The organism is Mesorhizobium sp. BR1-1-6 (genome assembly GCF_020165355.1).
Taxonomy (GTDB): Bacteria; Pseudomonadota; Alphaproteobacteria; order Rhizobiales; family Rhizobiaceae; genus Mesorhizobium.
The window spans coordinates 234,554-259,158 of sequence record NZ_JAIUHZ010000008.1 but is presented as its reverse complement, the minus strand read 5'-3'; the positions used below and the strand labels follow the sequence as shown (position 1 = coordinate 259,158).

Below are 24,605 nucleotides of genomic sequence, written 5' to 3'. Positions count from 1 at the left end.
AACAACAACGGCGTTACCGCCACCGACAAGGTCGCCTTCGCGCTGCATGTCGATGCCGCCACCGGCCAGGTCGCGGTGGCGCAATACGTCTCGCTCCAGCATCCCGACACCCACAGCAACGACGAGGGCATCGCGCTCGGCGCCGGCTCGGTCTCGGTCACCGTCACCGCGACCGATGGCGACGGCGACCACGTCACACAGAGCGCCGACATCTCACAGACTATCATCTTCGAGGACGACGGGCCGAAGGCGGTCGGAACCGCCTCGATCACGGCGAATGTCGATGAAGATGGGCTTGCCGGACACAACCCAGATGCCGGCAGGCCGGGTGAGACGGGAGCGATCGGCCTTTCCGCGACCGTTACGGGCGCTGCCGGCGCGCTGACCGCGCTCGTCGATTTCGGCGCCGACGGCCCGGGCGCCCAGGCCTTCCATCTTGCCTCGACCGCTGCGCCGGTGGATTCCGGCCTTACGTCGCAGGGCGCGCATGTGCTCATCGTATCCGATGGGAACACCTTGCATGGTTATGCCGAGGCCGGAAACGGCGCCGGCTTCTCGGCCGGCGACCGCGAGATCTTCCAGCTGACCGTGGGGGCCAACGGCTCCTACGTCTTCACGCTCAAGGATCAGATCGATCATCCGGCGCTGGACGGCCAGGCCGGAGACAATGGTGAAAACCAGCTGACGAGCCCGATCGATCTTTCCTCGTATATCGTCGCGACCGACGGTGACGGCGACTCCATCTCCCTTGGCGCCGAGACCTTCCTGATCCAGGTCCTCGACGACATTCCGGTGCAGACCAGCGCCACCGTCTCCGGCAATGTCGGCGAGGACGCGCTTTTGCTGGCGAACTCGAATGGTCATTCCGTCGGCAATCCCGACGGAGATGGCCTCGGCACGGTCGCGACCGGTTCGCTGAGCTCGCTGGTCTCCGCCGGGGCGGACGAACCCGGTTCCTTCTCGCTGATCCAGAACCCCGCTGGCTTGCCGGCGGCGACATCGAAGGGCGAGGCGATCGTCTACCACGTCGACGGCACGGTGCTGACCGGCTATGTCGAGAGCGGAACACCCGGCCTCGATGCGGGCGACCGCAAAGTCTTCACCCTCGATGTCCAGCCGAACGGCACCTACACCTTCACCTTGCTGGACCAGATCGACCACCTGCCGAACTCCCCCGCCAACGATGACAACCAGAAGCTGGTGCTCGACTTCACACATGCGCTCCAGTTCACCGACGCCGACGGCGACACGATCGCGATCACCGGCGAGACGACGACCACCACAGCCACGACAGGCCTGAGTCTGCATTCCGGCCATTACGGCACCTATACCGTGGGCGGCGTTACGTTCGACGGACTAACGTTCAAGGGAGCCTTGGCTCACGATTTCAACAATGGCGCCGGAAGCGATTCCTTCAACGTTTCGGGTCAGGGCGTCGGCATCGGCGACAATCATATCCATGACAATGAGGGCTTCATCTTCTCGCGGCCCGGCACCGATGCGGTGAGCTTCACCATCAACGGCAACGGTTCGGGCACAATTTCCTGGGAAGCCTACAATGGCGCCGGCGTGCCGGTTTCCGGCAGCTCCGGTTTCCAGATAGGAACGATGACTGTGCCGGCCAACGGCTCAGTCGTCACGATCGACCCGGCGGGCACGTTCGACCATCTGGTGATCCGCTTCGATCTCGACAGCGGCGACAAGATCCGCGCCGAAAATTTCCTCTATACGTCGACCACCACCACCAGCGGCGGCGTCTTCACCATTGGCATCGAGGACGACATTCCGGTAGCGCTGAACGGCAGCGCCACTCTTCCGACCGTCTACGAAGACACGCTGACCGGCCTGTCGAGCGGAAATTCGGAAGGCGGCAGCCAGCCAACCTCGGTTACGTTTGGGGCATCGGCCTTCGTCCCACTGCTTTCGATCGGCGCTGATGACGACGCGACTTTCTCCTTCAACGTCGAAAAGAATGGAACTCAGGCGGGCGTGTCGTCGGGGGGATCGGCGGTTCATTTCGTTGTGGGTGTCGATGCCGTCGATGGCGTCGCGGCGGACGGTCGCACCGTATTCACGATTGCGGACAACAACAACGGCACCTTTACGCTGACGCTGCTCGATCACCTCGACCATAGCCTCAATTCCGGCGACAGCGGGACGATGGCGATCGACATCGGCTCGCTCTTCAAGGCGACCGACTTCGACGGCGACAGCGTCAACCTGGCCGGCACGTTGAACATTGTGGTCGAAAATGACAGGCCAGTGATCGCTGCGGCGGAGGCCACCGTGGCGGAAAGCACCGCAGCGGGTTCCACAAACGCATTCAACGCGGCCTCCGCGACCGGCTCGCTGGGAATCTCGTGGGGAGCCGACGACGCCAATCCCAACAGCGGCATTCACGACCGCTCGGTTACCTTCAATCCGGCGTTGGCCGGCGTCCAGGCTGGCCTGACGTCCAATGGCGATGCCATCACCTACACTCTGTCCAGCAACGACGCCGTGCTGACGGCGACCGCCACGCACAACTCGGTCATCCGCACCATCTTCACCGTGTCGATCAACGATCAGACTAACGGCAACTATTCGTTCAACCTGCAAGACAATATCGACCATCCGGCTGGAGCCGACCACAACGACAAGGCCCTGTCCTTCGACTTCACCGCGACGGATTCGGATGGCGACAGCACGTCGTCCGCCTTCACCGTGCATGTCACCGACGACATTCCGGTCGTCACCAGCCCTGCGGGTACGGGCAATGTGTCGGAGAGCCTGCTGCCCCTGGTACAGCCGACATCAGGCAATCTCAATATCGACTGGAATGCGGACAACAAGGGATCGAGCCATCTCGAATTCGCGCGCGGTCCCGGCAACACTCTCATGGCGCCCGAAGAGCTGACCTCGGGCGGCGTTTCGCTGGACTACACAGTCCGTCTTGCCGCCAACGGCGTCGATGAGGAACTCGTCGCCTTCAAGCAAGGCGACACCGTATCCAATCCCGTCTTCATGGTGACCCTGAACGGCGTGGGCACGCCGACCTTTGTCTTCACCCTCTGGCAGCCGCTTGACCACGACCACACCGGCGGCAGCGACGCCTCGCTGCCGCTCGGCTTCACCATCAAGGCCGTCGACGGCGACGGCGACTCCGTCACCCAGAGCTTTACGGTCAATGTCGCGGACGACGTGCCGGCGGCAGCGATGAATGCACAGGTCCAGCTCGATGACGACGCGCTGGGCGGCAATCCCGATGGCACCGGCGATGTCGATCCCGACACCGCCCACACATCCGGTACGCTCGGTCACACCTACGGCGCCGACGGCGCCGGTACGACGCTGCTCACCGGCGCAACGCTGCCGGTTGCGGGCGGGTTCTCGGTGACCTCGAACTCGGGAACCGACCTGATCATCAGCCAGATGCAGAACAACGTCGTCGTCGATGTGCTGAAGGTGCATCTGGCCGACACCACATCCGGCGCCTACACGGTCACGCAGCTTCATGCGATCGAGCACCCTGCCGGCGACGACGAGAACAATCTGCAGTTCGGGGTCAACTACACCGTCACGGACGGCGACCACGACACGGCCACCGGCACGCTGTCGATCGATGTCGACGACGACACGCCGACGGCGAGTGTGAGTGCCTCGCAAAACGTCGCCGAGGGCACAACGGTCACCGGCGTGCTGGACTTCGTCGCCGGCGCCGATGGTGCCACGGTGACGCAGATCAACGGCAAGACCCTGGTGTTCGGCGCCGATGGCTACTCGCAGCCAATCGTCTTCGAGCACGGCACGATGGCGGTCATGGCGAATGGCAGCTACACATTCACCGCGCAAGGCGACGACGTCTATCTTACTGGAGGCACCGCAACCGGCACCTTCACCGTAAAGGATGGCGACGGCGATACGTCGACCGCCAACTTCGGCTTTGCGATCAACGACACCACCAACGACACGACGGTCAACCTTAGCGCCTCGACGGTGTCGGAAGGAGCGGTGGCCAACTACGTCTTCACGGCAACACTGTCGAACGCCTCCCAGGGCGTGACCACGATCACAACCAACCAGGGCGACATCACGATCGCGAACGGCCAGACCACCGGCACGCTGACGATTGCCTCAGGCAATGACGAGGACGTCTATCTCGACGCGTCGAGCCGGACCGCGACCATCATCAACACCAGCGGTGGCAATTTCGAGCATCTCGTGGTCGGCGCCGCAACGGCGACGGCGCAGGTCACCGACACTACCAACACGGTGACGGCGACGCTCACGTCCTCAACAATCCCGGTCTCGGAAAATGGCGGCTCGATCCTCTACACGGTGACGCTGACCGGTACTCCTGGTTCGGTCGCACCGACCGCACCACTGACCTTCACGCTGGCCAATGGCGAGACAGTGACAGTCGCCACCGGCGCTACGACAGGATCCGTGACCCACACCTACACGGACGCCCAGATCACCAACCAGGCGAATATTTCCAATTCGATCGCGTCGGTGCAGTCGGGGGGCAGCGAATACGAGCATCTGGTCACGGCGGGCTCGACCACTGTCGACGTCAACTACTTGACGACGCTTACCGGTCTGACGCTGCAAGCTTCGGGCGGGGATACGTTCGTCGATGAAAAGGGCCTGGATATCCGTAGCGGCGAACCTGCGGGATCTGGCGAAAACGACAACAATCCGGCTACCAATGTCGATCCGTCGGAAAGCAACACCGGCGCCTTCGGTTTCACATCGCCCGACGGCTTGGTCACGCTGACGATCGGGACCACGGCGCTGACCTTGGCGGAGTTACAGGCCGCCTCGCCCGGAGCGCCGGTGACCATCTTGGGCGGCCCGGCCTACGGATTGCTCCAGGTGACAAGCTTTGTCGGAGACGCGACCGGCGGCACGGTGACCTACAAGTTCACCTTGCTCGACAATGTCACTCATCCGAATACAACGGCGGATGCGACGCCCGGTGACCGTGGCCTCCAGGATCAGGTGTTTGCGAACTACGGTGTTGTCGTTACAGACACCGACGGCAGCAGCACCACCTCTTCGCTCGACATCGCGATACGCGATGATGGCCCAACGGCCCACAATGACACCGATTCCTTCGGCACTGGCATCATAGGCAGCTCGATCCTCGGCAATGTGATAGACGGCGCCGGCACCAACGAAGGTCTGCACGGCACCGGTATCGACACCCTGGGTGCCGACGGCGCCAAGATCAGCGGCGTCACTGGCTCTGGTGGATCGGACACCGATGTGGCTGGCGGCGGCTTCGTCGTCAGCGGCCAATTCGGCACGCTGGCTCTGCAGGAGGACGGCAGCTACGCCTATACCCGTGTCTCCGGCCTGGCCGGCAGCGACGTGTTCACCTACACGCTGAAGGACGGCGACGGCGACACCTCGACCGCGACGCTGACCGTCGGGCTCGACAGCACCGGTCAGCCGACCGCCACCTCGTCGAGCATCGTGGTCGACGAAGACGATCTTGCCGCGGGCGTCCACAACACCAATAGCACGGGCGACGATACGACTTCGAACCCTGCGAACATGTCGCTTGGCAGCTATGGGCCGGACGGGCATGGCTCGCTCGGCTTCAACGTTACCAATGGCGACACCGTCATGGACGGCGCTTTCACAGTGAAGCATGACGGCGTCGCGCTCCACTATTACTACGACACGGCCTCACACACCTTGTACGGCACGACCGACACGTCCGGCGCGACGGCCGCAGCCAACCACGCCGTCTTCAAGATCGAGGTCAACCAGACAGCGGCGACCTATAACTTCACGCTGCTGCAGGAGGTCGATCACCCGCAAGGCGGCGGCGAGAACGACATCAATCTTTCGCTTGGGTACACCATCACCGACTCCAACGGCGACCACGCCAACGGCACGGTCGCCATCAAGATCGACGACGATATGCCGGTGGCGAGGCCGGACACCGTGCAAGTAGACGAAGGCAGCAAGCCGACGCTCAATGCGATCCTCGTGCTCGATCTTTCGCTCAGCATGAACAGCGATCCGGATGGCGCGGGCGGTTTTACTACCCGGCTTGCACTCATGCAGGCGGCGGTCCAGAATTTCCTGAGCAGTTCGACAGTGATCTTCAACCAGATCACGATCTATTCATTCGGAGTAGGAGCCGAGCTCGTCGGCCAGTACACGATCGGTGAAAGCAACTACATCCAGAGTGCCATCAACACCGTAAACGGGTTCAATTCGAATAGTCTCTCGGCTGGCACGCAATATGACTCCGCCGCCAACCTGATCGACGGCAGAAGCAATAGTGCCGATCGCTACGCGAATTTGCCGCATCCCACGGCAGACGCCACCAACATCTACTTCCTGAGCGACGGCGACCCGCAATCGGGAGCGAGCCTGGATGCGAACGAGCAGAGCAGCTGGAGTAATTTCCTGGCCAGCAGCCATGTGAACCAGGTCTTCGCGCTTGGCTTCAGCGATATCGCCAATACAAATTTCCTGGCGCAGATCGCCTCGCGCCCAGGCGATATTGCCGAAGCGGTGACGGATCCGACCGAGCTCTCATCGACGCTGGCGGGTGCGCTGCCATCGTCCGCCTCGGGCAGCATTCTTGCCGATCATGGCCTTGGCGTCGACGCGTTTGGCGCCGACGGCGGCCACATCCAGTCGATTGCGATCGACGGTACGACCTATACGTTCAATGGAACGAACGCCATCAGCCTTTCCGGCGCATTACCCGGCGCGCATCTGCTTGCAAACGATGGCAAGTCGATCGAGGTGACCACGAGCGCCGGTGGCAAGCTGACATTCTATTTCGCCGACGAGGGTATCCATCATGCGGGCGACTACGACTACACCGCACCGGTGAACGTCAATGCGGACAAGATCGAGACATTCCACTATGTCCTGGTAGATGGCGACGGCGACACGGCCGGAGCGGATCTGCAGATAACGGTTCTGGATATCCCGAACGCCGCACCCGTCATCACCGCGCCCAATGGTGGCAACGATTACACCCTCAGCGTGCCGGAAAACACGACTGCGGTGACTGACATCAACGCGACCGACGCCAATGGCGACGCGCTGACCTATTCGCTCCTCGGCACCGCAGGCACGGATTTCGCCAAGTTCTCGATCAATGCATCGACCGGCGTGCTCACCTTCCTCTCGGCACCAAACTTCGAGGCGCCGACAGACAACGACAGCAACAATTCCTACGTCGTCAACGTTCAGGTTTTGGATGGCCACGGCGGCACGGACACGCAGCAGATCACGGTAAACGTCACTGACGTTGTGGAGATTACAACTGGCAACGATTTCGTCCGAACCAATTTCGACGGCGTTCAGTTCACTGTGCCTGAATGGGCTTTCCTGCACAATGATACAGGGGCAACCGACATCTCGGCAGTCTCAAACGTCATCGGCCTTACGGTGAACAATTCGTCGAACACGATAAGCATCGATGACGGAAACAATGCCGATGGTGGAACTTTTGATTACACGGCGACGAACGGCACTGGAACAGACACCGCAAGCGTGCAAGTCTTTAACCGCAACGGCGGCGGCGACATAGCGGGGACAGCTGCGAACGAAATCCTTGTCGGCGACGGCAATGGCGATATTTTCGACGGAGCTGGCGGTGTCGACATAATATTGGCTGGTGGCGGCAACGACATGATCGTGGCCGATCAGAGCGACTATGTGATCGACGGCGAAGGCGGAACAGACACCCTGCGGGTCAGTGCAAACTTCACCAGTGCGTCTGACGCGCAGATCGTCAACGTGGAAAATGTGACGTTGACAACTGCGGCGATCCTCGATCTGTCCAACCAGACAGAGAGCTTCAAGATCATCGGCTCTTCGGGCGTTGATACTATCGTCGGCGGTGCAGGTGCAGACACCATCAACGCCGGCGGCAGCAACGACATCCTCACGGGCAATGGCGGGGCGGATCAGTTCCGACTGGCGACGAATACGGGAATGGATACCATTACCGACTTCCAAGCTGGAATCGACAAGATTGGCTTCCTCGAAGGCACAGGACCCGGTGCTGTCAACTTCGGCATCTCAGGAACAGCGACCGGACAACCCCTTACCAACAGTGATGGCAATTTTACCGCCCGATCGAGCATCGGTGCTATCAACACTACCGACGACAATCAGCTGGTGCTGATTACCTCTTCGACTGGCCAGACATCAACTCAAATCGCTGCCGCAACTGCCGCTGCTACAAACACCTATGTGGCTGTTTTCAATTCGACCCTTGGCGTCGGACAGATTTGGCATGACACAGACTGGAGCAACACTGGGAGCCGAGTTCTTGTAGCGACGTTGAATGGTGTTACCGCTACGCAGATGGCAGGCCTGCAGGCCTCTGACTTCGTCGCCTACAACAGCGTCACCGACCCCATCATCCTCGACCTCAACCACGACGGCTTTGCCTTCTCCGACCTCAGCCATGGCGTCCAGTTCGACATCAATGGCGATGGGGCGAAGGATCAGGTCGCCTGGAACACATCTCATGACGGCATGCTGGCGGTGGATCTCAACCATGACGGCAAGATCGACGACGGCACCGAGCTGTTCACGCCGAGCTTCGGCGGCGGCAAGTTCGCCAGCGGGGCGGCGGCACTCGCCTCGCTCGATGGCAATCATGACGGCGTCATCGATCACAATGACGCCGCCTTCGACAGCCTACTGATCTGGAAGGACGCCAATACCAACGGCGCCAGCGATGCCGGGGAATTGTCGCACCTCGCGGATAACGGTATCGTCTCCATCAGCACGGCGGCCAGCCCGGCCGTGGGCGAAATCGACGGGCAGACCGTGACAGGCAACGGCACGTTCCAGATGGCGGACGGCACCACCGGCAACTATGTCGAGGTCGAACTCGACACCTCGCTCGGTGCCCCCGCACAGCCGACCGTCGCCTCCGACGGCACGAAGACCTTCGCCATCGGCTCTCTCGAGGTGACCGACCTGATCGCCGATTTCCATGACGGGGCCAAGGGCGACCAGATCGATCTTACGGCATTGCTGAAGGGCCTGGCCGGCGTCACCGATCTCGAAGCCGGCGGCTTCGTGGAGATCGCGCAGTCCTCCGCCAATGCGGCGAACGCCGAGGTCAAGGTCGACACCAATGGCGGCGGCGACAACTATCACACGGTGGCGGTGCTGGAGAACTATACGTTCCACAGTGCGGCCGAAGCAGTCAAAATACTCTATGACGACAGCCATGGTACCAAGCAGGACGTGGCCTAAGGGGCGAAAGGAACGGGGTGAGCAACATGAACAGAATCTTGCGGGTGGCTTTCGGGGCCGGTCTGCTGTCGATCTTGTCGACGGGCCTCAATGCCGCCGACATCATCGAAGGAACCATGGGCGATTATTGCGGTGTCGTCGGCACCTCCGACCTGGTGCTGAACGACAACATCGTCGATCTCAGGGATCAGGTGGTGAAGCTGATGGACGAGTCGGTCGCCGTCGCCAACAGCTCGGAGTGGATCAATTCGTCCCGGCCGGTTTTCGTCTGGGCCTCGGAAGCCAAGGTCGCCTGCGGCATGGCTTACGGCTATCTGAAGACGAACTACAAGGACGAAGACACGCTCAACAAATGCGAGTGTTTCCACGATCGCATGGTCGAGTACATGCACTGACCGGATAGGCAACCTGCGCCTGTTGGCCACCATGGCAGCGGACGGATCAACTCCTGAAGGCGATCGCCGCAACGATCGCCCTGGTCGGCATTGGCCAAATCGTCACGCTGGCTTGCGCCGACCGGCTGGAGCAGCCTCCCATGGCACAAACTCCGTCGTCCGGCTCGGCGCAGCCGATCCATTGTGACGCAACCGCAGTGTGGTATGCGACAGACATTCAAGGCGTTCGCGAGCTATCAGCCGACCGTGCCGTTGCCGATGGCGACGTTCGGCGTTTCCGCGTTTTCGTCGGACCGCGATACCTTCTCAGGGCAAGCGCGACGGGTCGGGGCGCTGAGGGCCCGGCTCTTCGGCGGCTGAAGAAAAACAGGACGGCACGACCAGTTCGCCGTAACATGCGTCGGAGACCAGACCGGGAATAATAAGCCGGCGGTGAACAGGGTGGGACAATCATGGAAGCTGGCCGACGGGTCCGTGGGCTGAAGATTTGGGCAACCGCCTTGGCGCTCGCCGCGGTATTGTCGGGCTGCCAGTCGAAGGGGGGCGTTACCGAAGCGCTCGATCCGGCGGCGATTGCCGCGCCTGCCGGGCAGGATGGCGCCGAGGGCGCCGGCCCGGCCCAGGCAACGCAGTCGCTGGGTACCGGTTCGACGAAAATTACCATGCTGCTGCCATTATCCGCCCCGGGAACGGCGGGGCAAAATGGCCGCAAGATGCTCGATGGCGCCAAGCTCGCGATGACCGATATCGGCAATGGGTTGCTTACGCTGACCGTGGAGGACACCAAGGGCGACAACGCACAGGCCGGCAAATTGGCGCTGCAGGCCCTGACGACCGGCACGAAAGTCGTCATCGGGCCGACCGAACTGCCGGCAGCCCAGCATATCGCCACATTGTCGGGATCGAAGCGGCCGCCCGTGCTGGCGCTTGCCGACAATTTCGCGGGCGGCGCCGGTGTTTATGCCGTGCGCCTCAGCGAAGCGGACAGTGCGGCGGCGGGCGCCGCGGGCATCGCCGCAAAAGGCGGAAAAAAATTCGTATTGTTTGTCGCGGGTGGCTCGAATGCCAGCACGGTCGAGAAGCGGGTCGCCAACAGTCTCAGCATCTATGGCGCGACGCTCGCCGTCACCGTTCCATATTCGGCCGGCGACAGCGCCGCCAAGGCGGTCGACGAAATGGCCTCGCTCGTGGACACTCCCGACGCTGTCATCATTGCCAGCGGCGATGCCAGCCCCTCGCCTATCCTTGCCGCCCTCAAATCAAAGGGCATTGCGGGCAAGGCGACCTCCGTCGTCGGAACCAGCCGTTGGCTGGAGCATCCTATGGAACCATCGTTCGATGGAGCCTATATCGCAACGCTCGATCCGGGCGAAACCGGGCCGATCGCCGACCGCTTCAGGACGACATACAATTATCCCGCCGACGTCAACGTAGCCTACGCTTATGATATGGTTGCGCTGACTGCCGGAATTGCCAGCGCGGTCGGACCTGACGGTTTCAGCAAACAGGTGCTCGAAAATCCGAGCGGATTTCGCGGATCGACCGGCCTGTTCCGCTTTCGCGCCGATGGATCCAGCCAAAGATCGATGCCATTCTATCGGATAGAAAAGGGTGCGCTCAAACTGGTTGCCAAATCGACCTCAGGGTTCTGACCGTCCGGTAACGAACGCTGTGCTGGCCCGCCTGGTCATTACGGTCGGAGGCCTCGAGCTGCTGTTCGGGATTGCCCTGATCATGCATGCCGGAGCCTTGCTTGCGACCGACAGGCCTGCCCTTGGGACTCGTGTCGAGAATGCCGGGCAACCAGCCCGGTCGCAGACGACTGTTCTCGACGGAAGATGGCGAGAAGCGCGCAGGGTTGCCGAGGGCATTGTCGCGCTGCCGTCGATTGACCTGCCCGAGATCGAGCGGATCGAAGCCCGGCCGCCGCTCGGCGACCTCGGCCTCGCCGTGCCCCCTAAAACGCCCATGCCAGATGACTGGCGCGAAACCCTGCTCTTCCGGCCAATGGCAACGTCATCGGCGACTTTCGAATCCATGGGACGCAAAGTGGCCGTCAGTGGCGTGGCCAGCATAGAACCGGAAGCCACCTGCTCGTTTCACGATGTCCGCTGGTCCTGCGGCCAGCGCGCACGCGCCGCCCTCAATTCCTGGCTGCGTGGACGCGCGCTGAAGTGCTTCATGCCGCCGGAGATCGAACGTTTTGCCATTGCCGCGCCGTGTAGCCTTGGCAAGCAGGATGTCGGCGCCTGGCTTGTGTCCAACGGCTGGGCGATCGCGCTGCCCACCGGCATCTATGGCAAGGCGCAAGCAGTCGCCGAGGACGCGGAGGTGGGAGTTTTCGGCCCGCCGCGATAGGCGAAATCGATTCACGATTCGCACATCGATCAAATTGTATGGTTTGCCGCAACTGAAATTGCGCATGCCGGCGCTATGCTCGCCGATCTGACAGGAGATTGGTAATGGCACAAGCCGAAACGACCGCCACCGAGCCGGTATGGAAGGGTGTCGCGTGGCTCGCCTTCCTGGGGACCGTTGGCAGCCTTGCCCTCTCCGTGGGCCTCAATTACCTGCTGTTGTTCAGCGATGTCTTGACGCCGTTCGCGCGCAGCATGGTCACTGCGGTGCTGCTGCCTCTGATCATCGGTCTGCCGCTTTTCGTATTGATCGGCTTGAAGCAGGCCCAGATCCGCGGCTACCGGCGGGAGCTCAACAGGGCCGAGACCTATGACAGGGTGACAGGCTGCCTGAACGGCCCGGTTTTCACCTCGATGGTCGAGCGGCGCGCGGCCAGGCCGTCAGCGCCAGGGCCGCGCTCGGGCGCCTTCCTGGTGATTCATGCCGAACACCTTCGCTCCATAAATCTTCGCTTCGGCCCAGATTGGGGCGATGAGGCCTTGCGGCTCGTCGCATCGGCCATTCAGTCTTCGGTCCGCAAGGAGGATATGGTAGGTCGCATAGGAACATCGATGTTCGGAGTCTTTCTTCCAGGTACGACCGAAGCGGAGGCCGCGGAAATTGGCGAGCGCATTCGGGCAAGCGTCGCGCGGGTCTATTTCGCGCCCAAGGGGACCGAGGACGTTCTGGCGATCAGCCTGGGAAGCACCGTGTTTGAAACCGAGCTTGGATTCGAGGACATGTTTCGCTCAGCGGAAGCGCAATTATCCGCCCGCGCATCCGCCGAAACGCGCCCTACAGGTCTCCAGTAGGCCGCTTTAACCTTGGCGAAGCCAATAACTGGCGGCAAATCGACGTTTGGACACATTCCTAAAGCTCAGCGAGCAGGGCCGCTCGACAGGCACAAGCACTTGATCGATCTCGTTGCCGGAAATCTCATCGGCGCGGAAAGAGAACCTCGCCCATTCCAAGCACCGCGTTGTCGCCGCCATATTTATGTGGTGCGCTCCCCAGCAGCGGCCGTTTCAAAATGCCTTCGGCGATCAGATGACGATCGATGATGGTGGCAAAAACGCTCTCGGGCGCGCCACACTCGACGAAGCTCGGCGACAGATGTCCTGGCGCGCGATCAAGAAGGATCGAACCGCGACGCATCAGGTAGCCGGGCATTTCACCTATGCCACCGGCTACCACCAGCGTGCCTGCGATCATGCGGCTGCCGGCATAGTCGCCCGAGCCTTTCAGCACCGAGATCAGACCGCGCCGCATCCGGTCCGCGGCGAAGGCGCCCGCCCTGCCCCTGACGATCAGCACGCCGCCATTCATGCCGGCCAGTTCGCCGACGAGCGGCGCACCAAGGTGATCGCCGGCATTACCTGTTATCTCCAGCCTGCCGCCGCGCATGCCAGAGCCGGCGTGCGGCCCCGCATTGCCTTCGATCGTCAGCTTGCCGCTGCGCATGGCGCGCCCGGCCTGCGCGCCAGTATTGCCGATCACGCGAACCGATCCACCTCCCATGCCTTGCGCCACCCGGTCGAGGCGCGTGCTTCCACCTTCGAACACGATGCTTAGCGGATCGCTGCCGGCGAGGCGAAAAATGTCGCCCACCTTCGATCCGTGCTTCGACATGCCGATCCGGATTTTTTCGATATCCCGTCTTTCGCTCCCAGCAAGCCGCTCCGGCGTCAGCGGCGACAGGTCGAGGCGCTCAGGCGGTTCGGCAACAAGAGTGAAGGTCAGCGCCTTCATGGCAACATATCCTTCAGCGAATAGATGAACTTACCGAGCTTGCCGCCGTAATTGCCGGCGCCGATGCGAACCGCGCCTTTCTTCGGTCCGATCTGGATGACGGCCTTGATGCCGGCCTTCATCGCCGCGGCAACGGCATCATTGGTCTCACCATCAATGACGATTTCCAGGACGGCGTTGATGTCGGGGCCGAGCTCACTCGCAACCACACCGCGCAGTGTCGGCGCGTAGGCTTCGTTGGCCGAGGCGATCATGCCCTTGTATTTGCCACCTATCTTGGAACCCGAACGGGCGATGCCGCCCGGGAACGGCACGATGGCACCGGGCACCATTCCGATCGCGGCGACCGCGGCCTCGGCCGCGACCAATGCGTTGGCGCTGCTTTCGGCCATGACAAAGAAATTGCCGCCGCCGACGGCTTCCTTCGTCAGTCCGGTTGTTGCCTCGCAGAGGAATTCACCATCCATGACGGGAATGCGCCAGAAATGCCTGTCGCCGATCTTCTTGGAGATTTGCCAGCCATCGCCGAAATAACGCAGTGCCGAACCGAGCTTGAGCTTAGCGCTGCCCTCCAGCCCGGCAAAGCAGGCGGAGCCCGGCGAAGTCAAAACACACTGCCCGACGCGATTGAGCAGTTGCTTCTGCAATTCATCGGTTCCCATCGCGAAGATCATCACGCGGCAGCCGGGCCGGCCATCCGGGGTGGCTGACGGCGGCAGGTCGGCATCGATTGCCGCTTCGCAGCCGCAACCGATTACCGAGGTGGCGAAGCCGGTCATCGTGATCGCCGCCTGCCGTGCCCATTTCCGGTTCGGCGCGGTGATGATGATGGCGGTTGCCCGCATCCCAAAGGCTTCGGCAAAAGTATCGTCGATCGTTACGCCATTTACGCTCACGTTCGGCATGGCACCTCGCCGAATGGCTGTTCACGCGCAATCGCGGAATCCGGGAAATTGAACCAATCCAAGGACAGGCCGTAGCGCTGCTGGTGATAGTCCTCCAGACGCCGCACCATCGCCTTGTCCACAGGTGGATTAAGCCTGAGGGCCTTGCCCCAGCGGTAATGGATGATCTCCCCGTCCTGCACGACGAGATCGCCATCCTTGAAAACATATGCCGCCTGTCCGAGCATTTTCGCGATACTTTCGTTCCTGCGATAGACAGCAATATCGGCTATCGCGCCGGCGCCGAGATGGCCTCGATCCGTCAACCCAAGCAGCCTGGCCGGCGCTGCGCGCGTCATGATGGCTATTTCCTCGAACGTGTATTCGCGGTCGATTGCGGACAGGGTAGAGTGCGCTAAGGCGGATCGTGAAAGTCCAGCGGCCATTTCGGTGCGTGCTTCCCGCCTCATCAGCAGCTCGAACAGAGCCGGATAAGCGGTAAAGGGTGCACCGTTGGGGTGATCGGTGGTGAAGAACACACGCCAGGGATCGTCGATCAGGAGAAAAAGCTCGAGCCCGATCGCCCACTGCATCGTGCCATAAAAGTCCTTGCCATAGCTGTAGGGCACGATGCCGCCGCCATTGCCATCCCCGTCATGAATGACGGTCTTTTTCGGATGCGCGCTGCCCCGCGCCGAGAACTGCCGCATGACGTCGGAGGAGACCGTGACCGTCTGACCGAACATCACCTGACCGATATCGATGGTGACTTCCGGCGTCGTGTTGACCAGTTCGGCAAGCCGCGCGGCAGCGGAGGAAAATCTTCGCTTTCCTTCCGTGCCATAGCCATAGAACTGGAGGTGGGCAAGGTGCAGCGGCTGCCCATCCGCCGCCGCAATCGTCGCGGCCGCCGTGTCCGCAGATCCGGGAACGCCCAGATTGTTGCAATGGACATGCAAAGGATGCGGCAGGCCAAGATTGTCGACGGCGGCCTGCAGCGTCTTGACGATGTTGCGCGAGCTGACGCCGTAGGAAGGCACCACATCGTCCAGCGCGAACGTGCGTGCGTTTTCCTTGAAGGCGGCCGCTGCACCGGCGTTGATCACCTTGACCCCGAGCGCTCGCGTCGAGGCGACCGTCCAGGCGACATAGTCCTCGATCATTTGAGGTGTGGCGGCGTCACGGATCATTGACAGCAGGAAGTCGTCGTTGCCGAGAATGGCGAGCGTCGCCTTGTCGATGATCGGGATGTCGGCCAGCTCGAGATGGGTGTGGAGTGCAGATCCCGGCGACATCGCCGGTTCGACGACCGTCGTGAAGCCCATCTTGGCGTAGAGACAGCCGGTCTGGAAGGTCGACCAGCCGGCATTGGAGAGCGGCGTGGTCGCCGGTCGGGCCTGATGGGCGGCATGCTGTTCGGGCAAGAGAAGCCGCGCGGTATTCACGTTACCGCCGCCAATGTGGGAGTGGATGTCGATGGCGCCCGCCATCACGATGCAGCCGGCGGCTTCGATGGTCCGGTCGGCCACCCCCTCAGCCGGCGCCGCGATGATCTTGCCGTCCTTGATCCACAGGTCGCCCTTGCCGAGACGGCTGTTGACGGGGTCGACGATGTCGCCGTTGGCAATTTTCGTCAGCATGGCAATGCCTCGGCGAAAACCCGACTGGCGACCAGGCGAATGATCGTCGCGGCGGAGGGCAATTTCGAAGCAGCGCGGGTATCAGTCGACTTCAGCGAGCCGGTACGGCTGGAATAGACAACCGCATCGTGATCGACCCCAGCTTCGCCAATGGCGATGGTGACCGCGGCGCCTGCGACCGGCTCTTCCGTTTTAGCCAGCGCAATCAGTGCCATGCGTCCCCTTTTTCTCGGGAGTTGGGCGACCGTGGCGGAGATCCGCAGGTGCAGGTCGGCTTCGCCGGCGGCGATCATGCGCGCCACATCGTAACGCCAGGGATCGAATTCCGGGAAGCCCCGCGCAAAGCCCGTGCGCAATGGAAAACCTGTCATCCAGGTCGAGGCGAGCACGCTGCCCCACCCGTTTTCGCTCGCGGGCAGATGAAGGCCAGATGCACGTGATTTGCGATTGAGATCGGCGATCAGCCCCTGCAGCATCTCCAACGCCAACCCATGGGTGGCGTGGCCTGAAAACAGGAACACGGGAAAGTGCGCAGCCGCCAGAGCCTTGGCGAAATCGTTGAAGTTTGACACCGGTCGCGATGTTTGCCGCCCCTTGTACTGCGCCCTCAGCGCCGCCAGCGTGGCGCCGAGGCTAGCCTGGCCACAGGAAAGGAGCGTTGCCTTGCGCCCGTTTTTCAACGGCGGCACGGACACCCCGTTCGATCCCACCAGGAAGAACTCGCGCTCATTCCCGGTCGAGAGATCGGGCCTGGTCAAGAGATCGGGAACCGTGCCAGCGAGTTCGGCAACAAGGTCATGATGGGTTTGTGCGAGTTCGCCCACAATCACCACGATATCGGCACGCCGGCGCGTCTCCCCAGGGGCGACGGTCATCGCGCCCCTGTCGGTAAAAAGCATGGTCTCTCGGGCAAGTGCCGCGCCGTCGGTGTGATCGTATGCCGCGCCAAGCCGCTCGGCCAGCGCGATCGCCGCCCTCGTGCCGTGTATGTCCGTATCAAAGCTGAAAACCGGGCACCGGCTTGACGATAACAGCGACGCGGCATGCGCAGCCGCGCGCTCGACCAGCGCTTCCCGGTTGCCTATCCAAGCAACCGCCATTCGCTACACTACTTTCTGGTGCCGGCCCGATCCTAGACGAAACTGGATTGGCCGTGAACCCCGCTTGCCAGCAGATTAACGAATGTTTTCATACGCTATCAACAAACTCCGACCGCGCTTAATCATATTTGATGTAAGCGAAGCGTTGATCGGTCGCCGGAGTTCCCTCCAGCGCTCCGCCTTCCTTGGCCGGCTGCCACTGGACAACGTCCTCGATCTTTCTCGCCAACTCAAAGTCCTTGTCGGTGATACCCTTCGCCGCGTGGTTCATCAGGCGTACCTCGACCCAGGCATAGGAAGCGGTGATATCGGGATGGTGCCACGCCGCCTCGGCGAGATGGCCAACCGTGTTGATGACCATCAGCGTCGACTTCCAACTGTGGGTCTTGTATTTGCGCCGGATCCAGCCGTTTTCGTAGCGCCATTTCGGCAGCTCCTTCTCAAGCCGGTCGGCAATCTCGGCGTCCGAATAGACCTTCTCCTTGACCGTTTCGCTCATCTCGACCTCCCCGAATTGCTCGGTCCGTCAACACGACAGGCCAAAGCAGAAACATGAATGCACTCTCTTTGGCTTGCTCCCTCGACGAAAACAGTTATCATCGTGGCGGGCACCTAAACTTCCATGATGCATCCATGATGCACCCATCGGGGGGCAGATGTCGAATTTTGTTACCGTACGAGTGCCCGCTCGCCTTCACCTTGGCTTCCTCGATCTCAATGGCGATGCCGGACGTCGCTTTGGCAGCGTTGGGCTTCCGTTGAGTGAACCCGAAACCGTTGTCACCCTGTCGCGGTCCGGCGAGACCATAGTCGAAGGTTCCGAGAGCGTTCGCGCCGGTGAGCACTTGTCGACGCTCTGCAGGCATCTCGGCATTCGCGGCCAGCACCATTTGGTGATCGAACAGTCGATCCCGAGTCACGCCGGCCTTGGGTCCGGCACGCAGATCGCCCTTGCCGTCGCCTCGGCACTGCGAACGCTCCACAACCTGCCTCTCGATGTCGCCGGCGACGCGACCCTGCTCGAACGAGGCGGCCGATCTGGAATCGGCATCGCAAGTTTCGAAGACGGCGGCGTGATTGTCGACGCGGGCAAGGACGAGCGTGGCGGACCGCCTCCGGTCGTCGCGCGGCTGCCGTTTCCCGAAGAATGGCGCGTCATCCTCATCCTCGACCATGCCGGGCATGGACTGCATGGCGAGGCAGAGGTCGCGGCGTTCCGTTCACTGCCACCCTTCCCGACGGCGGGCAGCGGCGAGATCTGCCGGAGGGTACTGATGGGTATCATGCCGGCCTTGGTCGAGCGCGATCTTGCGGCATTCGGCGCTGCCGTCACCGCGATACAGATGCTGATCGGCAGCCATTTCGCTCCGGCGCAGGGCGGTGTGTTCACCTCAAAGCGGGTCGAGATGGTCGCTCACCGTCTCAATAAAGCGGGCGCCGTCGGGATCGGCCAGAGTTCCTGGGGACCCACAGGCTTTGCCTTCGCGCCGTCGCATGACGCCGCGCTCAAATTCGTCGGCGCGGTTCAGAAGACAGCCGTTGAAGACGGCCTTCAGATCAAGATCGTCAAAGGCAGGAACTCCGGCGCGAAGATCAGTTCGACCGGACTCGGTCTCGTCGGCAGCTGACGCTCAGATTCCAAGCAGAAAGGCGAGAAATGGCCCGCAAACATATCCTGCATATGCTGACGCCGTTGAAGCACATGAGCCCGTTCGACGTGAACATGGCGCTCGACGCGGGCTTCGACAGTGTAGTCCCCTATGTCGATGTTGGCCTTGGCGAGGTGACAGGCCTGGTTCAGGACGCGATCTTTTCGCGTCCGCCGGATGCCGGCGTCGATACCGGCATCTTTATCGCCGGGAAGGATGCTTCGTTGGCGCTCGACATGTTCGATGCCGCGAAAAAGGCGATGGTGCCGCCTTTCCAGGTTTCGGTATTTGCCGATCCAGCCGGCTCGTTCACCACGGCCGCGGCGATGGTGGCCAAGGTCGAAAAGGCGTTGGAGAAGAAATTCGAGCGCGGGCTGAAGGACACGAGGGTGGCTGTTTTCGGCGCCACCGGCGTGGTTGGCTTCTGCACCGCCGTCATCGCGGCAAGGGAGGGCGCCCGCGTCACGCTTGTCGGCCATGACGGCATCGAAAGGGTGAAACAGATCGCTGCCGAGATCAAAAGCCGATTCAAGATCGGTGTCGATGCGGCTGACGGATCGAGCGATGCCCGGAAAACCGATCTGGTCGAAGCAAGTGAGGTCATACTGGCTTGTGCGAAAGCCGGCGTCCAGGTGGTTTCAAAGGCCCAGTTGAGAGGCAGCGGCTTGCTTATCGCCGCCGACGTCAACGCGGTCCCGCCCGCAGGCATCGAAGGATTGGCCGTCAATGCCAATGGCGACCCGCTAGAAGCGGCAAAGGCCGTCGGAATTGGCCCGCTTGCCATCGGCAACGTCAAATATAAGGTCGAGTCTGGCCTTTTCAAAAGAATGATCGAATCCGAAAAAACGATCGCGCTCGATTTCCAGGAAGCGTTTTCCCTTGCACGCGAGATTGCCAAATAGCGCCAGATCTCTGCTGATCGCGGCGATTTCAGGCCGGGCATTGGCCATGGCTGCGCGGCGTGCGGGCTACCGTCCGTTGGTCGCTGATTTCTTCTGCGATACCGATACGGTTGCGCTGGCAGAACGAACGACCAAGCTGCCGGGTAACCTACAGGACGGCATCGACGGCGAGCGCATCATCGAGACGCTTCGGGACCTGGTCGGCGAAGACCAGCCGGTCGCCGTCGTCCTGGGCTCGGGTTTTGAGCGGATGACGGAGACTGTCGACGCCGTCGCTCGCCATTTTCCGCTTGCCGGCAATCGCGGCGCGGCGATCAGCAGGATCAAGGACCCGCAATTGCTGGCCGCGGATTGTGCCGAACTCGGCATCCCACATCCGGAATTCCGGTGGGATCGACCGCCTGAGCCAGACAGCTGGGTGGCCAAGACCGTGGGCGGCGCCGGGGGTGGGCATATCAGACAGGCGGCCGGAGAAAGCCAGACCACCGGCCGCTATTTCCAGCGTTTCGTCGCCGGACGCAGCGTCTCGGCCCTCTTCGTCGGCGACGGCCAGGCCGCGCGCATCGTCGGCTTCAGCCAACAATGGACTTCCCCCGTCTCCACGGCGCCCTACCGCTATGGCGGGGCCGTGCGGCTGAGACGCTTCGACCGCAGGCAGGCGGCGGTCATCGGCGGCTGGCTTTCAGCCCTGACGCGCCGTGCCGGCCTGGTTGGATTGTGCAGCGCCGATCTCATTCGCGGATCGGATGGCTACAAGCTCATCGAGATCAATCCGCGGCCAGGCGCCACGCTGGACATTTTTGACGAGGCCGACGCGCCGCTGATCGAAGCACATCTGCGAGCTGCAACCGGCGGAACTTACCGTTTGCCACGCTTCGTCGATTCGATGGCTTCAATGGTGACCTACGCCGCGACGCCAATCGCGCGGTTTCCGTCGATTGCGTGGCCCGAATGGACCGCTGACCATCAGTCGCCCGGCACCCCTCTGATTGCCGGCGACCCCGTCTGCACCGTCTTCGCGCGCGGTCCGAACGCCGATTTGACCAGGCGGCTCATCAAGGGGCAAGCCCGCCGGTTGCAACTCCAATGGGAAGGAGACCGGACATGAAAGACGGTTCGGCATTCCTGAACGACAATGCACAGCGCATCGCTGACGGCATGATCAGCGACGCCGAACGGCTGCGGATCGCCGCTTCCAAGGGAACCTTGGGCGAGCTCCTTATCGATGTCGGCGCCAAGGCGCCCGGCAGCGTCGAGGCCGGGCTGCGCATGGCGGAGGCGGCGATGGGCGGTCTCGGCAGCGTGTCGGTGTTCATGGACCGCACGGAGCGGAAATGGCCGTTCACCGTCGAGGTGCGCTCGTCGCAGCCGGTACTAGCCTGCCTAGGCAGTCAATATGCGGGCTGGAACCTGTCTGCCCAGGACTATTTCGCCATGGGATCGGGACCGGCGCGGGCACTCGCCCGCGTCGAACCCCTGTTCGACGCGCTTTCCTATCGAGACACCGCATCGTCCGCCGTGCTTATCCTGGAGACTGCCAAACCGCCTCCCCCAGCAATCGTCGAGAAAGTGAGCAAGGCAACCGGACTGGCAACCGACAAGCTCACCTTCCTCTACGCGCCGACGCAAAGCCTTGCCGGCAGCCTGCAGATCGTTGCGCGCGCGCTCGAGGTTGCCCTGCACAAGGCCAACGATCTCAAATTTCCGCTGGAGAACGTTGTCGACGGCATCGGAGCGGCGCCAATCCCCGCCCCCCACCCGGATTTCCTGACCGCCATGGGCAGAACGAACGATGCCATCATCTATGGCGGCAGCGTCCAGCTCTTCGTAAAAGGGTCGGCAAAAGAGGCCAGCAACCTCGCGGAGAAACTTCCGAGCCGCGCCTCACGGGACTACGGTCAACCCTTTGCCGAGATCTTCAAGCGGTTCAAGGGGGATTTCTATGCCATCGATCCACTGTTGTTCAGCCCGGCCGAAGTGATCGTGACGGCGATCGAAACCGGCGACACGTTTCGCGCTGGCCGGCGTGATCCAAAGATGCTCGAACGGAGCCTCGGTTAGCATGGCGGCACAAAGAGACCCGTCCGTCATCCGCCACATCCGAGGCACCACATGATCCCTCGCATCCTGATCGTCAGCGACAATTCGGACACCGGCTCAAGTGGCCTCGCGGCAAGGCTTGGTCGACGGGGCGCTATTGTTGCAACCGTGCCGCTGACGGCGATCGCGTTCGACACCGGCAGCCCGGGCGGACTTTCGATCCCCGGTTTCGGCGGTGCGCTGCCCGATGCCGTGCTCGTCCGTTCGATCGCCGCAGGATCGTTCGAAGCGATCACCCGGCGCCTCGGGGTACTGCACGCGCTGAGCCGGCTGTCGGTTCCCGTGTGGAATTCGGCGCAGGCGGTCGAACGCTGCGTCGACAAGTCGATGACGACTTTCCTCTTGAAAAATGCTGGCCTGCCAACGCCACCGACATTCGCCGTCGAAGGACTTGCCGCCGCCAAGGAGATCGCGGCGCAGGAGCTTCGGGAGGGACCGCTGGTGCTGAAACCATTGTTCGGGGCGCAAGGCCGCGGGATAAGGCTGATCCGTACGCTCTCCGACCTTCCCGCCGCAGACGAGGTGAACAGCGTCTACTATCTCCAGCATTATGTGTCGCGCGCCGGCCCGCCCTTCCGGGATTTCCGCGTTTTTGTCTGCGCCGGCGAAACAGTCGCGATGATGAGCCGCAGCAGCGACGACTGGATCACGAACGTCAACCGGGGTGGCGTGCCGGAGCCGGTTTCGGGACCTGGCAAGGCTGAGCTGGCATCGCTGGCTGTCGCCGCGTCAGCCGCCGTCGGCGCGGATTTCGCCGGCGTGGACATCGTGCGAGCCGACGATGGCAGCTTGTTCGTACTCGAGGTGAACAGCATGCCCGCCTGGTCAGGACTGCAATCGGTGGTCGCTGTGAACATCGCCGAAGCGATCGCCGATGCCCTGCTGAAATTCCTGGCCGACCGCACCGAAGCGACCGCCGCGCCGCGGCCCTTCCGTTTCACCGCGCCGGCGAATTCGTAACGGAGCGGCAGGATGGCGTTATCGCGTGAACGCCTCCGGGCTAGCTACAAGGATGCCTGCCGGATGGAGATCGAAGCTCTGAAGCCGGGCAATGTCCACCTGTTCGCCGACGGACACGGCATGTCCGCCGCCCAGTTCATGATGAGTGCCGAGGTTTCGTCCGAGCCGCTGACCGATCCTCGCCTCTCGGTCGGGCAGCGCATGCTGGAGGCGGTGCGTGCGACACGCCTGGCGGTAGCAACCAACACCAATCTCGGCATCGTCCTCCTGGCGGGGCCTCTGATAGGCGCCGCCGAAATGAGGAGTGGCAGCTTGCAGGACAATCTCGACTCGCTGCTGCGCGCGTTGAGCATGGACGATACCAGGGCAGTGTTCGAGGCGATCGCCATGGCAGCGCCAGGCGGCCTGGGAGATGCCGCGAATGATGTGCGGCAGGTGCCGAAGGTTCATCTCTTGGAAGCAATGCGGGAGGCTGCCGACCGCGATATGATCGCCCGCCAGTATGACACCTGTTTCGGCGACGTGTTCGGGGTAGGGCTGGCCGCGCTGGTAGGGGCGCTAGCTCGCGGAGAAAGCGGCATGTGGCCGACCGTGTTCGCCTATATGGCGTTTCTCGCAGGCTTCCCCGACAGTCACGTGGTGCGCAATCACGGAATTGAAGTCGCAAATCAGGTGCGACAGGACGCTCTTTCCGTTCAGGCGACGCTCCATGCCAACGGCGACGAGCCGTCACGCATTCGCCTGCTCATGGAGTTCGACCGCCGGCTGAAGGCGGACAAAGTAAACCCCGGCACCTCGGCCGATCTGACCGTGGCTACTCTTTTAGTCCACACTCTAGGCACTCGCTTGCATAATCGCGGCGTTGGTGCTTGACTTCCAAAAGCGGGAGCTGTGCTTCCGCGGCTATCTAGCCAACCGGTCCGGGCAATCCGGGCGCTGCCAACAAGGATAGCTGTCCATCGAGCGCCTGCTCGGTTGCAGCGTCCGTGGACATCATAATTGTGTCTTGGAGGAAATTGGCATGGCAAAAATCTCGAAGGTAATGGTCGGTGAATCGCTGGTCGGGGACGGCAACGAAGTCGCGCATGTCGACCTGCTCATCGGGCCGCGAGGGAGCGCAGTCGAAACGGCATTTTGCAACGCGCTTACCAACAACAAGGACGGTTTTACCTCGCTTTTGGCGGTGATCGCGCCCAATCTTCAATGCAAGCCCAATACGGTGATGTTCAACAAGGTCACGATCAAGGGCGCCAAGCAGGCTGTACAGATGTTCGGCCCGGCGCAGCACGCCGTTGCAAAGGCAGTGCAGGACAGCGTCGCGGACGGGACAATTCCGGCAAACGAAGCGGACGACGTGTTCATTTGCGTTGGCGTATTCATCCATTGGGACGCGGCCGACGACGCCAAGATCCAAAAATACAACTACGAGGCGACAAAGGAGGCCATCCAGCGCGCTATCGCAGGAACCCCGACCGCCGCCGAAGCCACCGCTCAGCGCGACAACGTCAAGCATCCGTTCGCGGCCTAGACAAGAGACAGCCCCGCACAGGAAAAGCCATCTTCCGAAACGGATGGTCTGTTGCGCCGGCTGAAAA

At 62.1% G+C, this 24,605-nt stretch carries 17 protein-coding genes; 12 read left to right on the top strand and 5 right to left on the bottom strand.

Going from position 1 to position 24,605, the window contains the following annotated elements; all coding sequences use genetic code 11:
* The 5 genes from LB545_RS18220 to LB545_RS18200 form a co-directional block, all read left to right on the top strand.
* On the top strand, positions 1–9,234 hold a 9,234-nt coding region (locus LB545_RS18220), incomplete at its 5' end, for a DUF5801 repeats-in-toxin domain-containing protein (protein WP_263493986.1).
* Between the two features lie 26 nt (positions 9,235–9,260).
* The gene (locus tag LB545_RS18215) at positions 9,261–9,629 is read left to right on the top strand and encodes a hypothetical protein (RefSeq protein WP_140672305.1); all 369 of its coding nucleotides are present in this window, start codon (positions 9,261–9,263) and stop codon (positions 9,627–9,629) included.
* A 452-nt stretch (positions 9,630–10,081) separates the two neighbouring features.
* Positions 10,082–11,281 carry an ABC transporter substrate-binding protein gene (locus LB545_RS18210; protein ID WP_224705585.1) on the top strand — a complete coding sequence of 400 codons (1,200 nt, stop codon included), beginning with the start codon at positions 10,082–10,084 and terminating at the stop codon, positions 11,279–11,281.
* A 19-nt stretch (positions 11,282–11,300) separates the two neighbouring features.
* A complete protein-coding gene (locus LB545_RS18205) occupies positions 11,301–11,987 on the top strand; it encodes a thermonuclease family protein (protein ID WP_140515168.1) in 687 nt (228 codons plus the stop codon).
* Between the two features lie 104 nt (positions 11,988–12,091).
* Positions 12,092–12,838, top strand: coding sequence for a GGDEF domain-containing protein (locus LB545_RS18200; RefSeq protein WP_224705584.1), 747 nt, complete (start codon positions 12,092–12,094; stop codon positions 12,836–12,838).
* Positions 12,839–12,962: 124 nt separating this feature from the next.
* On the opposite strand, the gene LB545_RS18195 is transcribed toward LB545_RS18200, so the two are convergent.
* The 5 genes from LB545_RS18195 to LB545_RS18175 all read right to left on the bottom strand — a co-directional run bounded on the left by LB545_RS18195 (position 12,963) and on the right by LB545_RS18175 (position 17,898).
* A complete protein-coding gene (locus LB545_RS18195) occupies positions 12,963–13,775 on the bottom strand; it encodes a formylmethanofuran dehydrogenase subunit C (RefSeq protein WP_140524691.1) in 813 nt (270 codons plus the stop codon).
* Positions 13,772–14,680 carry a formylmethanofuran--tetrahydromethanopterin N-formyltransferase gene (gene fhcD / locus LB545_RS18190; RefSeq protein ID WP_140515165.1) on the bottom strand — a complete coding sequence of 303 codons (909 nt, stop codon included), beginning with the start codon at positions 14,678–14,680 and terminating at the stop codon, positions 13,772–13,774. Before fhcD ends, LB545_RS18195 begins: the two co-directional genes overlap by 4 nt.
* A complete protein-coding gene (locus LB545_RS18185; protein WP_224705582.1) occupies positions 14,668–16,299 on the bottom strand; it encodes a formylmethanofuran dehydrogenase subunit A in 1,632 nt (543 codons plus the stop codon). The genes fhcD and LB545_RS18185 overlap by 13 nt, the downstream gene beginning before the upstream one ends.
* The gene (locus LB545_RS18180) at positions 16,293–17,399 is read right to left on the bottom strand and encodes a tungsten formylmethanofuran dehydrogenase (protein WP_140878732.1); all 1,107 of its coding nucleotides are present in this window, start codon (positions 17,397–17,399) and stop codon (positions 16,293–16,295) included. Before LB545_RS18180 ends, LB545_RS18185 begins: the two co-directional genes overlap by 7 nt.
* A 118-nt stretch (positions 17,400–17,517) precedes the next feature.
* Positions 17,518–17,898 carry a 4a-hydroxytetrahydrobiopterin dehydratase gene (locus tag LB545_RS18175; RefSeq protein ID WP_140498164.1) on the bottom strand — a complete coding sequence of 127 codons (381 nt, stop codon included), beginning with the start codon at positions 17,896–17,898 and terminating at the stop codon, positions 17,518–17,520.
* Positions 17,899–18,055: 157 nt separating this feature from the next.
* Between LB545_RS18175 and LB545_RS18170 the strand changes: the two genes are divergently transcribed.
* From LB545_RS18170 to fae, 7 genes are all read left to right on the top strand, one after another.
* Positions 18,056–19,027 (top strand): beta-ribofuranosylaminobenzene 5'-phosphate synthase family protein, encoded by a 972-nt coding sequence (locus LB545_RS18170; RefSeq protein ID WP_140524695.1) that lies wholly within the window; start codon positions 18,056–18,058, stop codon positions 19,025–19,027.
* Positions 19,028–19,056: 29 nt separating this feature from the next.
* A complete protein-coding gene (locus LB545_RS18165; RefSeq protein WP_140878731.1) occupies positions 19,057–19,950 on the top strand; it encodes an NAD(P)-dependent methylenetetrahydromethanopterin dehydrogenase in 894 nt (297 codons plus the stop codon).
* Positions 19,951–19,996: 46 nt separating this feature from the next.
* Positions 19,997–21,058: an ATP-grasp domain-containing protein gene (locus tag LB545_RS18160; protein ID WP_224519076.1), complete on the top strand. Its 1,062-nt coding sequence runs from the start codon at positions 19,997–19,999 to the stop codon at positions 21,056–21,058.
* Positions 21,055–22,011 (top strand): methenyltetrahydromethanopterin cyclohydrolase, encoded by a 957-nt coding sequence (gene mch, locus LB545_RS18155; RefSeq protein WP_140515161.1) that lies wholly within the window; start codon positions 21,055–21,057, stop codon positions 22,009–22,011. Before LB545_RS18160 ends, mch begins: the two co-directional genes overlap by 4 nt.
* A 51-nt stretch (positions 22,012–22,062) precedes the next feature.
* Positions 22,063–23,010, top strand: a complete 948-nt coding sequence (locus tag LB545_RS18150) for a RimK family alpha-L-glutamate ligase (protein ID WP_140878730.1) — start codon at positions 22,063–22,065, stop codon at positions 23,008–23,010.
* A 12-nt stretch (positions 23,011–23,022) separates the two neighbouring features.
* Positions 23,023–23,883, top strand: coding sequence for a triphosphoribosyl-dephospho-CoA synthase (locus LB545_RS18145; protein WP_140560489.1), 861 nt, complete (start codon positions 23,023–23,025; stop codon positions 23,881–23,883).
* Between the two features lie 148 nt (positions 23,884–24,031).
* A complete protein-coding gene (fae, locus tag LB545_RS18140; RefSeq protein WP_140498176.1) occupies positions 24,032–24,538 on the top strand; it encodes a formaldehyde-activating enzyme in 507 nt (168 codons plus the stop codon).
* The last annotated feature ends 67 nt before the right edge of the window (positions 24,539–24,605 follow it).

Coding starts and splice junctions, on each gene's coding strand:
- mch (WP_140515161.1), top strand. CDS start 21,055: ATGAAAGACGGTTCGGCATTCCTGAACGACAATGCACAGCGCATCGCT.
- LB545_RS18160 (WP_224519076.1), top strand. CDS start 19,997: ATGGCTGCGCGGCGTGCGGGCTACCGTCCGTTGGTCGCTGATTTCTTC.
- LB545_RS18215 (WP_140672305.1), top strand. CDS start 9,261: ATGAACAGAATCTTGCGGGTGGCTTTCGGGGCCGGTCTGCTGTCGATC.
- LB545_RS18165 (WP_140878731.1), top strand. CDS start 19,057: ATGGCCCGCAAACATATCCTGCATATGCTGACGCCGTTGAAGCACATG.
- LB545_RS18200 (WP_224705584.1), top strand. CDS start 12,092: ATGGCACAAGCCGAAACGACCGCCACCGAGCCGGTATGGAAGGGTGTC.
- LB545_RS18180 (WP_140878732.1), bottom strand. CDS start 17,399: ATGGCGGTTGCTTGGATAGGCAACCGGGAAGCGCTGGTCGAGCGCGCG.
- LB545_RS18195 (WP_140524691.1), bottom strand. CDS start 13,775: ATGAAGGCGCTGACCTTCACTCTTGTTGCCGAACCGCCTGAGCGCCTC.
- fae (WP_140498176.1), top strand. CDS start 24,032: ATGGCAAAAATCTCGAAGGTAATGGTCGGTGAATCGCTGGTCGGGGAC.
- LB545_RS18210 (WP_224705585.1), top strand. CDS start 10,082: ATGGAAGCTGGCCGACGGGTCCGTGGGCTGAAGATTTGGGCAACCGCC.
- LB545_RS18185 (WP_224705582.1), bottom strand. CDS start 16,299: ATGCTGACGAAAATTGCCAACGGCGACATCGTCGACCCCGTCAACAGC.
- LB545_RS18170 (WP_140524695.1), top strand. CDS start 18,056: ATGTCGAATTTTGTTACCGTACGAGTGCCCGCTCGCCTTCACCTTGGC.
- fhcD (WP_140515165.1), bottom strand. CDS start 14,680: ATGCCGAACGTGAGCGTAAATGGCGTAACGATCGACGATACTTTTGCC.
- LB545_RS18175 (WP_140498164.1), bottom strand. CDS start 17,898: ATGAGCGAAACGGTCAAGGAGAAGGTCTATTCGGACGCCGAGATTGCC.
- LB545_RS18150 (WP_140878730.1), top strand. CDS start 22,063: ATGATCCCTCGCATCCTGATCGTCAGCGACAATTCGGACACCGGCTCA.
- LB545_RS18145 (WP_140560489.1), top strand. CDS start 23,023: ATGGCGTTATCGCGTGAACGCCTCCGGGCTAGCTACAAGGATGCCTGC.